The following is a 12,253-nucleotide window of genomic DNA, read 5'->3' as shown; positions in this document are numbered from 1 at the left end:
GATATTCAGGCGTGATGCGGGTCGCAGTTGCTTGCGGGAGTTTATCCGTATAGTGGGGGGGACTGCGCCCATTTAAGTTCAATAGCCCCGTGACCTAGAGCCGAACGAAATCGGATCAGTGAGGTGCCGCGCTTCATCTCCTCATCCAGTGGGTAAGAAATCGCTGGAGAAATGGAGATCACCTCTCACTGCAGTATCGTGGAGGTAAGCACGTCAGTCAGGCGCTTCCATGCGCTGAAGCATCGAATCGGGGGGCAGTTCAACTGTTCATAAGACCATGCGCCTTCGATGAACGCTGCTGAGGATTTGAATTCTCGAAGTCGGTCGGTAGTGAGATGCCCCGCATCTACCAAGGGGCCAGCCCGAGAGAGGGTTCATCGAGGAGCAGTAGTTTAGGGCGACTCATGAGTGCTCGAGCAATGGCCAGCATTTGCTGCTCACCGCCGGACATCGTCATTGCTCGCTGATCACGCCTTTCCTTGAGGCGAGGAAACATCTCGAACATCCGCTCCTTGTCCTGCTCGGCGTGCTCCATTCCGAGAGGGATCGTACCCATGAGCAAGTTTTCTTCCATCGTCATGTCAGGAAAGACGCGCCGCCCCTCCGGAGACTGGGCAATCCCGTGGGACGCAACGTAATGCGAGGACTTCTTTGCGATGTCCGCACCGCGGTAGATGATTTGACCAGGCGCCGCACGAGGCTGCCCGAAAATCGACATGAGTAAGGTTGACTTACCCGCGCCGTTTGCTCCGATCAGGCTTACCGTTTCTCCTTCATCAATGTGTAAATTTACCTTCTTCAGCGCCTGGATTTGTCCGTAGAAGACGTCCACATTCTTGAACTCAATCAGCCGAGTGTTCGTCATGCTGCAACCTCTTCCTCTGCGCCAAGATAGGCCGCGATAACTTTGGGCTCATTGCGAATCGTGTTTGGGCTGCCTTGAGCGATTACCAATCCATGATCCAAGACGACGATGTGGTCAGAAATACTCATAACCATGCCCATGTCATGCTCGATGAGCATCACGGTGATCCCATGCTGGTCACGTAATCTACGGATCATTGTTGACAGCGCTTCCGTCTCCGCAGGGTTGAGGCCGGCAGCCGGCTCATCCAGGCAAATTATCTCGGGGTTGGTGCACATGGCGCGCGCGATTTCGAGCCTGCGCTGCTGGCCATAGGACAGCTCACCTGCAAGACGATTTGCATGGTCGACCAGGTCGACCAGCTCCAACCAATAAAATGCCGTGTCTAGCAGCTTGCTCTCAGCTTTCCGGTAGCTCCCCACATTAAAAATGCCTGAGAGCATGTTGCGGTTTGAATGCATGTGCTGCGCTACCAGCAAATTTTCCAGCACCGTCATTTCTTTAAAAAGGCGAATATTCTGGAAGGTTCGCGCCAGGCCCGCTCGGTTCACGAAGTGAGTTCCACCAAACATTTTGTACCGGAGGCGCGAGCAGAATTGGCCTGGTTTGACGAAGTCGTCGAGCTTAAAAGGCTCGCCGAGGATCTTGATGAGGTTCAAAGCGTTTGAGCTCGCTTGGTCACGTTGATGCCAGTTCGTATAGTTACGTCCTGCAACGACATGGCGTACGAGTTGTAGCAGAACTCGCTGATCACTTATGGGCGTGCCGCACCCGCGGCCGGCTGTCGTGAACCGAGCCACGTCGTGTCTCGGCCCTACGGGCTTCCATCCTCACGCTCTTCGGCCCTGCGGCCTGCGCGCTCTGCTTGCATGGAGCCCTGCTAATGAGTGAATGCTTAGCGAAGGCCCAAGGTTTCTCTTCTAAACGCTCCCAAGCTCGCCACCCAGTTGCGTGAGATCGTGTGAAGGCTATTTGCGAGGTCGCGGCAGCATTCTGGCGTAAAGAAAGAGCCTACGTCATCCTCGCTTTTCACATACTGAAGAATGTTGCCGTGGCAGAGAGTATGTCTGATCTTTACGAGCTCAACATGGGTTGATCGAGTAGGGAGATTGGCTTCAAAATTTTGCTCCCCTGGAAATACTAAGTCATCGATGACCATGCCACTGGCCCTCGCTTGACGCAGGAGAGAGTTACTAAGCGTCGAGATATCGTCGACATTTTCGACTGGAGCAGGGTTCTTGATTTGGGCCATTGTGTTACGAAGCGACGCCTCAATCCCGGTCAGAAAACCGGTACATGCTGGCAGATAGAGCTCTAGCTTCCAGGCGTCATACGCTTGGACGAAAAGCCAATGATTTTCTGCACCTAAAGCATGTTGCAGCCAGTAGTTTCGCTCCTCAAAGGCCTCGCGCTGTTGGCGCAAAAAATTCTTAATTTCATCATGAGCAGGTTCATGCTGGGCGTCCATGTCGTAATCTCGTTAACAGTCTTGGGAAAGCGGGGTGCAACACCCCGCGGCAGAATCCGCCGTCTAACTTAGACGTCAGAACGGATAGTCATACAGGCGATTCATTGGACACCCATTTAAGAAATTGATCGACACCTGGACGATGGGCTTGGGCACGTAGGGTCTTACCAATTTTGAATAGTGCTTCTGCTGGCATTTTACTCGACTTGAGCAATCTGACAGTGATTGAGTTAATGGTGCCGTTTCTTCCCATGTTCACCCCACGCGATCTACTGGGCCGATACCTAGTTGGATCCGATTTTGGATGAGGGTGATGTCAAATTGCAATGCTTTGGGTAAGAGGGGTTTGAGCACCTGAAGAACTGGCTGCGATGCATGCTCAGCTTCTCTGATCACGACCATCAAATACTTGTGCCCAGAACGGCCGCTGCGTGCTCGGAGCCAGACAGCTTAGGCTGCGAGGCTGACAGTGGACGGCTAAAGAGAGGCTACCTGATTATTCTGGCTGTAGGCTGAGACGTCTTTTGGACGTCCGCTGGAACGGGACAGGCCCACCATAGACCTTTCCCAATATTACCTTGATATAGAGGTGACTTCTTGCAGCATATTCAAGAGCGAGGAAGGAACTGGTGATGTCTTGGGATATCGGCCTCGACTGGGTGAAGCTGTCATAAGTCTCTTGAGTCTGAAAGACACAACGCTTGGCCCGTAGCATTCGCCAATTTTCAGAGGACAGCTGAGCAAGGCAAGCGGCTTTCTGGTTTGAGAGGAGGTAGGGATTGACTCATTTGAAGGGGCATGCTGGATTGCGCAGTGCCCGCATGCCCTTTTCAGTCAGGCCAGTCTTTCCAGGTAGCTGGGTACATCCGGTTCTGGGATGACTGAGAGCACTTTGAGTCTTTGAAGTGTGCGCTCACGGGCTTTAGATATGTGATCCCGCAGGCACGAACAGGCAGTTTCAATCGTTCCATATAAGAGAGCTTCGAAAATCAATCGATGTTCCACCAGCATAGCTTCGTCGGTGCTTGACTGCAGGGCTTCATGGAGGACGCGTCCGACGTTCATGGGGATCTGGCATTGACGAATGACTGCTGCCATACGGGTATTGCTTACCCCCGCTATGCAGGTCACATGCAAATCGTGCTCAAGCTTCTCTATGTCTGCTCGCTGAACACGGCGACCTGCTTCTTGGGCCTTAACTACCCGACTCAACATCCCTTCAAGATCACTGCGAGACACGTGCTCGACGCCTTGGCGGAGGGCGTCAGGTTCGAGGAGCATCCGTAATTCGTAGTCTTGCTTCACGGCCTGGGCAGTCAACGGCCCGGCTAGCCACTGTGAGTAAGGTTCTTTTTCTACCAGGCCTTTGTCCCTCAGTCGCATCAGGGCCTCTCTGACTACGTTTCGGCTGACGTTCAATTCTTCGGCTGCGCTCTGCTCATCGATTCGGTAATGGCCAAAGACCATGAATCGGATGACCGTTTGGGCGAGATGATCGTAAATGCGTTCACCAAGCGGTCGATAATCGATGAGGTCTTCTTGAGGCTCTAATCCCAAGAGCTTGCGAGTGAGAGGTACCCGTAAAGGCGTATCGGTAGTTCGGTCGGGGTCAATGAGGAAGCCACGCCCAGAGAACCGGCGTATGAGGCCTTCCTCATGGAGCAGATTCAGGGCATGGCGAACCGGCACGCGACTGGTGCCAAAAAGTTCCGCTAGCGGCCCCTCCACCAACACGAGTCCGGGAACCGTCTGCCCGCTGAGGATCGCATCACGCAGCGTAATGCGGATTGTCTCGTAGCGGGATGCAGCAGGACGATCTTCCAAAGGCTGTGTGGCAGACATCAGGCGGTTCTCATGAAGCGTGGTGGGTAAGTTTCTCACAAGCAAGCCGGAATGTGATCGAACACCGGTAACACTGCTATGAACGATTTTGGAGCAGGCTGTTACCAAAAAACCCAAAATGGATCATTATCTAAAACATACATTTTTTGGGCCAGCTGTAGCTTTGCGCTCACAGAAACCAGATCGCCTCAGCGCTAGAGCCATTCATACGCTCCTCCGCGTTTTCGGGAGAAAACTTGGCACGGTCGATGCTTAGGGAAAATGTAGGTATTTTGAAAATGTACATTTTAGAGGTGCTCCCATGCTTGCCGATGCTTATTCCTTGGCTCAGCGATTCGCCGATGGAACAACCGATCCGGTGGAAGTCCTTGAAGAAGCGATTCGGGAGGCGGAGCGGATTCCCGCAGCATTCATCATCCTGTGTAAGGATCGAGCGCTACGCGAAGCAGTCGCTGCCAAGGCACGTTGGCAAGCAGGCCAACCGCTGTCTCCTTTCGATGGGGTGCCAGTAGCCTGGAAGGATCTCTACGACCTAGCTGGCTGCGTGACGACTGCTGGTGCAAAAGTGCGCATGCATGACCGACCTGCGCCGCGTGATTGCTCTCTGGCCACATTAATTAGCCGGGCGGGGATGGTGAATATTGGAAAGACCAATCTCAGCGAATTGGCGTACTCAGGTTTGGGCCTTAACCCTCATTTCGGAACGCCGACCAATATCAGCTTTGCCGGCGAATTACGTGCACCCGGAGGATCGTCCTCCGGTTCGGCTATAGCTGTTGCGCAGGGCGTCGCTCCGATCGGCATGTCAACTGACACTGCAGGCTCCATTCGAGTGCCAGCTGCTTTCAATGGTCTTGTGGGTTATCGAAGCAGTGCAAAGCGTTACTCGTTTGACGGCGTCACTCCCCTTGCGAGCTCTCTCGATTCGCTGGGGCCTATCACCAACAGCGTTCGTGATGCCATCGTTCTCGATAACCTTCTGCTAGGTAATCAGGAGGGCATGTCGCTGGACACCACGGGTCTTGCCATCGCTGGGCTCAAGCTGTGTGTAGATGCCGATCTGCTCAGTGATTCGCGCATTCAACCTGAGGTCAGAGCAAATCTTCTTGCGGCACTTGAGCGGTTGGCCTCTGCAGGAGCAGTAGTGGAGCAAAAAAAGGTCAAGGCATTTCAAGAAGCACTGGACGTCATTGAGCAGATTGGATGGCTTGGGAGTGCGGAGGCTTTTGCCCTTTACCAAGAGCTTCTCGACAGCCCGGATGCAGAACAACTAGACCCGCGAGTTCGTCGGCGGCTTGAGGCAGCACGAGCCTATCCAGCGAGTAAGCAGGTGCGTTTGTACCAAGCTGCTGCGGCACTGAAAGCACAGATCGCGCGTGAGTTGGATGGCGCATTCCTGGTGACCCCGACGGTAGGTCATGTGGCTCCGCTTCTGGCACCGCTCGAAGAAGACGTCAACCTGTTTGTTGCTACCAACTTGGCAACGCTGAGGCTAACGATGCCAGGCAGCATGTTGGACATGCCTAGCGTTGCGTTGCCAAGTGGAACAGGGGAAGCAGGGCTTCCTACGAGCCTCCTTCTTTCAAGTTTTAGTGGGAATGATGAGGAACTGCTCCGAGCTGCCCTGGCAATCGAGCTTTATGTTCGAGGCGAGAAGTAACAGGTCAACCGGAGTGCGGGCAATTCTTGCCTGCGAATATTTGAATAACAAAGAGGTAGAGATCATGGCGAAAGAAATTTTTGTATCAATTGGCGTTGATGTCGATGCAGTAGCAGGTTGGCTTGGCTCCTATGGTGGGGAGGATTCGCCTGACGATATCTCCCGTGGCCTTTTTGCTGGTGAAGTTGGATCCCCGCGCCTCTTAAAGCTTTTTGAAAAATATGACCTGCGTACAACGTGGTTTATCCCAGGTCACTCGGTTGAAACATTCCCCGAGCAAATGAAAGCAGTGGTTCAGGCGGGTCATGAAATTGGTATCCATGGCTATAGCCATGAGAACCCGATCGCGATGACGCCAGAGCAAGAAGAGATCGTCCTGGACAAGTCGATAGAAGTCATCACCCAGCTTTCAGGCAAACGGCCTACTGGCTATGTAGCGCCATGGTGGGAATTCAGCAATGTCACCAATGAGTTGCTTCTGAAAAAGGGTATCAAGTATGACCACAGCTTGATGCACAACGACTTCCATCCTTACTACGTTCGGGTGAAAGATAGCTGGAGCAAGATTGATTACAGCCAACACCCTGATATCTGGATGAAACCGCTGGTACGGGGTGAAGAGACCGACTTGGTTGAAATTCCAGCTAACTGGTACCTTGATGACCTTCCTCCGATGATGTTCATCAAGAAGTCTCCTAACAGCCACGGCTTTGTAAATCCACGCCATTTGGAAGAGATGTGGCGTGATCAATTTGACTGGGTTTATCGTGAAAATGACTACGCGGTATTCCCCATCACAATTCACCCTGATGTTTCTGGTCGACCTCAAGTACTGCTCATGCTTGAGCGCTTTATTGAGCACATGAAAAGTCATGAAGGCGTGAAGTTCGTCACTATGGACGAAATCGCTGACGACTTTATCCGGCGCCAACCGCGTAAGCGTTGAATAAGACGCCTCGGTTAGCAAGTTTATAAGCGCATCAAAAAAACAAGAGAAATGCCGATATGACCACTACGCAAGCCACCACGACGACTCCAGTCACTGAGTCTGGTGCATGGAAGCCCGTACAACTGGAATCCAAAGATGTCAAATACGCGACTTGGATTGCCTTCTTTGCTTGGGTTTTTGCTGTTTACGATTTCATCTTGTTTGGCACCCTGCTGCCGGTCATGGGCGGGCATTTCACTTGGAGCGAAACTGAACAGGCGGAAATCGCCACGTGGGTAGCGGTTGGCGGCGCAGTCGTCGCGTTCGTCGTAGGCCCTCTTGTAGATAAGATCGGTCGACGCGGAGGGATTATCTTCACCATCGGTGGTACCGCGCTGTGCTCAGCACTCACTGCAGCATGTGCCGGGATGGGTAAAGGGCCTTTGATTGCAGTTCGCTCAGTCGCTGGCTTGGGTTATGCCGAGGAAGGTGTCAACGCGACATACCTTACCGAGGTATATGCGGCCTCGACCGATCCAAAGCTGATCAAGCGCCGGGGGTTTGTCTACAGCCTGGTGCAAAGTGGTTGGCCGGTAGGTGCTTTGATTGCCGCAGGCCTTACTGCGCTGCTGCTGCCCCACATTGGCTGGCAGGGTTGCTTCATCTTTGCTGCGGTACCGGCGCTGATTGTGGCGATCCTGGCTCGCAAACTCAAAGAAAGTCCTCAGTTCCAGGTGCATCAGCGGATCAACCAATTGCGCAAGGCGGGAGACGAGTCCGCAGCGCGCAGCCTGGCTCGTGAGTACCACGTCGACTATGACGAGCATGCCAAAGCAGGCGTTGCCGCTGCATTTCGTGGCGCAGCACTGCGACCCACATTGGTTCTGAGCTTGGCGATTCTCCTCAACTGGTCGGCCATTCAAGTCTTCAGCGTTCTGGGCACCTCAGTCATCGTGAGCGTTCATAAGCTGTCGTTCGAGAACTCGCTGTGGATCCTTGTCCTGTCCAACCTGGTTGGCTTCATTGGCTATCTCGCTCACGGTTGGCTGGGCGATCGGATTGGTCGCCGCAATACTGTTGCTCTCGGTTGGATGTGTGGTGGATTGGCATTCTTCGCCATGATCCAAGCGCCAAGTGATCTGATCACTGTCATCGCCTTGTACAGCTTGGGCCTGTTCTTCCTTACCGGCCCGTACTCCGCAATGTTGTTCTTCATGGGTGAAAGCTTCCCTACCAGTATCCGTGCAACGGGGGGCGCAATCGTCCATGCCATGGGCCCTATCGGCGCAATTGTCGCTGGGCTGGGGATCACCAGCGTGCTGTCAACCGGTGGTGAATGGCATAGCGCGGCACTCTGGTTCGGAGCGTTGCCTTGCTTCCTTTCGGGCTTGATCATGTTTGCAGCCCGGCACGTTGAACCCCATTCAGTCAAATAAGAAGGAATGTACCTATGTCTCAACCCGTAGCGTTGGTCACTGGGGCTGCCAGTGGCATTGGCCAAGCGGTTGCAGTTGCGTACGCGAAGAAAGGTGTACGCGTGGTGGGCGGCTACCTGGCAGCTGACTCACATGATCCATCTCAAACTCAGCGACTCGTGGAAGAGGCAGGCGGCGAGTGCCTTATGGTGGCGATGGACGTAACGAACAGCGCCTCCATGGACGCGCTTGCCGCAGCCGCTGTCGAACGGTTTGGTCGACTCGACTATGCCGTCGCGAACGCTGGGCTTTTGCGTAAAGCCCCGCTGCTGCAGATGTCGGATGAGCAGTGGAATGAAATGCTGAATGTCGACCTTACTGGCGTAATGCGCACTTTCCGAAGCGCGAGCCGTTACATCGGTGAAGGTGGAGCCATGGTCGCGATTTCGTCGATCGCTGGTGGTGTCTACGGATGGCAAGATCATTCTCACTACGCAGCTGCCAAGGCCGGACTTCCGGGGCTTTGCCGTTCTCTTGCGGTGGAGTTTGCGTCCAAAGGCATCCGTTGCAACACCATCATCCCTGGCTTGATCGAAACCCCTCAATCGCTGGACAGCAAGAATTCGCTAGGGGCGGATGGTCTGGCTAAAGCAGGCAAAGCGATTCCTCTGGGTCGGGTCGGTCGAGCAAGCGAGGTTGCTGACCTGGTTTGCTACTTGACCGGTCGAGAGTCGAGTTACATCACTGGACAGAGCATCATCATCGACGGCGGTCTGACCGTGCGCTGGCCTGAGTAAAAATTACAACGCCGCAAGGTCTCCTTGCGGCTGCGAGGAGAACAAGAATGAAGCCATTGCAAAACCGACGTGCGGTCATTACCGGAGCGGGCAGCGGTATCGGTGCGGCGATCGCCTATGCGTATGCTGAGGCAGGTGCCAAGCTCGTGTTGTGCGACCGAGACTCCGACCGCCTGGCTATCGTTGCGAACTACTGTCGTGACCGTGGCATCTTGGTGATCGAATGTGTTGCTGATGTAGGCAGCAGGGAGGGCGCTCAAGCTGGTGTAGATGCCTGCGTTGATGCCCTCGGTGGCATCGATATTCTGGTGAACAATGCCGGGATGCTGACTCAGGCTTCGTGCGTGGATCTCACTCAGGAAATGTGGGACGAAATGCTGCGGGTGGATCTAACCAGCGTGTTCGTGGCAAGCCAGCGTGCTCTACCTCATATGCTGGAACAGCAATGGGGTCGCATCATCAACATCGCCTCTCAGCTCGGAATCAAAGGTGGTGCTCAACTGACTCACTATGCTGCAGCCAAAGCAGGGGTGATCGGCTTCACCAAGTCTCTGGCGTTGGAGGTGAGCAAGGACAACGTCCTGGTGAATTGTGTAGCTCCAGGGCCGGTTGAAACCCCGCTTGTTGAAGGGATCAGCCAGGAGTGGAAGGCTGCCAAGGCCAAGGAGTTGCCATTGGGCCGATTCGGTAAGGTTGAAGAGGTGGCCCCGATCGCGGTGTTGCTTGCCTCTGAGCCTGGCGGAAACTTGTTCGTCGGCCAAACCCTTAACCCGAATTCGGGCGATGTAATGCCTTGAGGTGAGCTATGTGTGGACTTTGTGGCCTGATCGGTGAGGACGTTCACTGGAGCGATCCTATAGACACAAGCCTTCCCGCTCGCCGAGAGCGCTTGCGTCGAATCGCCTCGATTAATCAGGTGGTAGCACCCTTCAGGCTCCAAGTCAGTGACGTCCAGGGCGCTTCTTATCTGGTTCAGGGCCCTACGGGGAAACAGGGTGTTGCCTCAGGTTTGGAACAGCTTTGGCAGACAGCCGAGGAGATTCTAGGGCGCAAGCTTGATCCCCTTGATCCGAGAATTCTCGATCACTTGGAGACGCCAGCATGAGCCTTCAGATCAATGTCCTGACTGGTTTTCTAGGAAGCGGGAAAACCACTTTGTTGCAGCGAGTTCTTGCCAACGAAGACATGGGCGAGACGGCTCTGCTCATCAATGAATTTGGCGAGGTCGGGATCGACAATCTTCTCGTGCAGGAAATCGCTCCCAACACGGTTCTGCTGCCCAGTGGGTGCGTCTGCTGTTCGGTGCGTGGGGATCTCAAGCAAGCGCTCATCGATCTGCATGACAAGCGAAGTCGCGGGGAGATCCCTACTTTCCGTCGAGTGCTGTTGGAAACGACTGGCCTGGCGGATCCTGCGCCGATTCTTGCAACTTTGCAGCGGGATCCCCAGCTGCGAGGTCGGTATCACGTAGGTCTGATGGTGACGGTTGTCGACGCGCTGCATGCCTCTCTTCAGGAGCGGATTCATCCCGAGTGGTTGGGCCAGGTGACAGCTGCTGATCGGCTTCTAGTGAGTAAGGCGGATCTGGTTAGCGCAGCCATGCTTGATCAGTTATTGGAACACCTGCAGACCCTCAACCCATCTGCTTCGATAGGGCTGGCAAGTACAGTGGTGGAAGGTGATGAGCAGCTTCTTGGCGAGGGGCTCAAAAGCCTGGAGCCCGACGAGGAGGTCGCGAAGTGGCAACTTTTTGCACCCGCCAAGCAACCTCAGCACGGCGGCGCACAAGTCTGTGCACTTGAGTACGATGGGCCTCTGGATTGGCTTGCCTTCGGGGTCTGGCTTTCGATGCTGTTAAGATGCCACGGAGAACGAATTCTTCGGGTCAAGGGGATCTTGAACGTGATCGACTCTGAGCAACCTATCGTGATTCACGGTGTGCAGCACTGCCTTCATTCGCCAGTTCACCTCAGCAGCTGGCCTGATGGACTGCGTCGATCCCGTTTGGTAATCATCGTGCGTGATCTGGACACCAAGCTGCTGCGTAGATCGTTTGAAGCCTTCTTGAATCGTCTTGGGCGTGCTGCATGAGCGGCCCTGTCACGTTGAGAGTACTGGGTACCTCTGTCACCTTGCTGGAATCCATTCGCTTACGAGCGGAGCAAGAGCTCGGCATCCGGGTTGAATACCAAATCCACGACGTGCAAACAGTTCAGCGCGTTGCGTTGATGCACCCCGAAAGCTACGACCTTTACGATCAGTGGTTCCATAGCATGGATTTTGTGTGGCCTGCCGGCGCTATCCAGCCCATCGATATCAGACGAGTCGCGTTGTGGGATGAGATCAATGATCTGGCCAAGCGGGGCAGACTTCACGCTGACGATGAGCTAGCGGGCGGTAGTCTGCCTTGCGACCGTTTGTATGTTCAGCATGATGGTAGCTTGGCCAATCGCCCAACCGACTCCATCAGCATGCTACCGCTCACGCACAACGCGGACAGCTTTGCCTATAGACCCGATCTTCTTCCTACAGGGTTTGCCATCGATAACGAAAGTTGGTCGTGGCTTGTTGATCCAAGCTGGTGCGGCCATGTGGCTTTGCAGAGTGATGCCGCTATTGGAGCATTGGACGCGGCGTTGGCAGTCCAGGCAAAGGGCCTAGCCCAGTTCGACTGCATTGCCAACCTCCGACTGGATGAGATCGACCAGCTTGCTGATGTGCTGATCAAGCTTCAACGCCAAGGCCATTTTGTCGCCTTCTGGTCTGATGATCGTGATGCAGGCAAGCTCATGCTTGGCCCTAACGTTCACATCGAGAGTCTTTGGTCTCCAGCGTTGATGCAACTGCATCGCGAAGGGATTCAGTATCGCCAAGCAGTCCCTAAAGAAGGCTACCGGGGCTGGTTCGGCGGCTTGTCGTTGTCTCGCGCTGTTGATGGGGCAGTGAAAGATGCGGCATACGCCTATCTGAACTGGTGGCTGGCAGGTTGGCCAGGCGCGATGATGGCTCGACAAGGCTTCTACATTTCCAATCCACTGCGAGCTCGCGATCACCTGTCGGCTGCGGAGTGGGATTATTGGTATGAAGGCAAGCCTGCCCGCGAACAATTGTTTGGGAGTGATGGTGAACCCCTCATCGAGCTTGGAGAAACCCGAGAGGGTGGCTCTTATGCCGAGCGCGTGAGCCGTATCAGTGTCTGGAACTCAGTGATGGATGAACATAACTACCTGGTTCGCAAATGGGCCGATTTTCTTAGGGCGGGCAGATGATTGAGCCGA

At 54.5% G+C, this 12,253-nt stretch carries 10 protein-coding genes and 2 pseudogenes; 8 read left to right on the top strand and 4 right to left on the bottom strand.

From position 1 onward, the window contains the following. Positions 1-352: 352 nt before the first annotated feature. The 4 genes and pseudogenes from NY023_RS17825 to NY023_RS17810 form a co-directional block, all read right to left on the bottom strand. Positions 353-865 (bottom strand): annotated as a pseudogene (locus NY023_RS17825) (ABC transporter ATP-binding protein); the annotation flags it as partial. Then, a pseudogene (locus NY023_RS17820) lies at positions 862-1,521 on the bottom strand (ABC transporter ATP-binding protein); the annotation flags it as partial. The pseudogenes NY023_RS17820 and NY023_RS17825, both read right to left, overlap by 4 nt. Positions 1,522-1,760: 239 nt before the next feature. Then, positions 1,761-2,333: a hypothetical protein gene (locus NY023_RS17815; protein WP_044047121.1), complete on the bottom strand. Its 573-nt coding sequence runs from the start codon at positions 2,331-2,333 to the stop codon at positions 1,761-1,763. Positions 2,334-3,167: 834 nt separating this feature from the next. Continuing rightward, positions 3,168-4,175, bottom strand: coding sequence for a GntR family transcriptional regulator (locus tag NY023_RS17810; protein ID WP_044047120.1), 1,008 nt, complete (start codon positions 4,173-4,175; stop codon positions 3,168-3,170). A 301-nt stretch (positions 4,176-4,476) separates the two neighbouring features. Between NY023_RS17810 and NY023_RS17805 the strand changes: the two genes are divergently transcribed. From NY023_RS17805 to NY023_RS17770, 8 genes are all read left to right on the top strand, one after another. Continuing rightward, positions 4,477-5,835, top strand: coding sequence for an amidase (locus NY023_RS17805; protein WP_013973265.1), 1,359 nt, complete (start codon positions 4,477-4,479; stop codon positions 5,833-5,835). Between the two features lie 64 nt (positions 5,836-5,899). Then, on the top strand, positions 5,900-6,781 hold the full coding sequence (locus NY023_RS17800; protein WP_044047119.1) for a polysaccharide deacetylase family protein: 882 nt from the start codon (positions 5,900-5,902) through the stop codon (positions 6,779-6,781). A gap of 59 nt (positions 6,782-6,840) precedes the next feature. Then, positions 6,841-8,199, top strand: coding sequence for an MFS transporter (locus NY023_RS17795; protein WP_044047118.1), 1,359 nt, complete (start codon positions 6,841-6,843; stop codon positions 8,197-8,199). 14 nt (positions 8,200-8,213) lie between these two features. Further along, positions 8,214-8,975 (top strand): SDR family NAD(P)-dependent oxidoreductase, encoded by a 762-nt coding sequence (locus tag NY023_RS17790; protein ID WP_024652025.1) that lies wholly within the window; start codon positions 8,214-8,216, stop codon positions 8,973-8,975. A 47-nt stretch (positions 8,976-9,022) separates the two neighbouring features. Further along, complete coding sequence (locus NY023_RS17785) at positions 9,023-9,772, top strand: SDR family NAD(P)-dependent oxidoreductase (RefSeq protein ID WP_013973261.1); 750 nt, start codon at positions 9,023-9,025, stop codon at positions 9,770-9,772. An 8-nt stretch (positions 9,773-9,780) separates the two neighbouring features. Continuing rightward, positions 9,781-10,080, top strand: a complete 300-nt coding sequence (locus tag NY023_RS17780; protein ID WP_044047117.1) for a hypothetical protein — start codon at positions 9,781-9,783, stop codon at positions 10,078-10,080. After that, positions 10,077-11,066, top strand: a complete 990-nt coding sequence (locus NY023_RS17775) for a CobW family GTP-binding protein (protein WP_044047116.1) — start codon at positions 10,077-10,079, stop codon at positions 11,064-11,066. Before NY023_RS17780 ends, NY023_RS17775 begins: the two co-directional genes overlap by 4 nt. Continuing rightward, positions 11,063-12,244 (top strand): PotD/PotF family extracellular solute-binding protein, encoded by a 1,182-nt coding sequence (locus NY023_RS17770; protein ID WP_013973259.1) that lies wholly within the window; start codon positions 11,063-11,065, stop codon positions 12,242-12,244. Before NY023_RS17775 ends, NY023_RS17770 begins: the two co-directional genes overlap by 4 nt. The last annotated feature ends 9 nt before the right edge of the window (positions 12,245-12,253 follow it).

This window comes from Pseudomonas sp. NBB (assembly GCF_032701105.1).
Taxonomy (GTDB): Bacteria; Pseudomonadota; Gammaproteobacteria; order Pseudomonadales; family Pseudomonadaceae; genus Aquipseudomonas; species Aquipseudomonas asiatica.
This window is presented reverse-complemented; position numbering and strand designations above follow the sequence as displayed.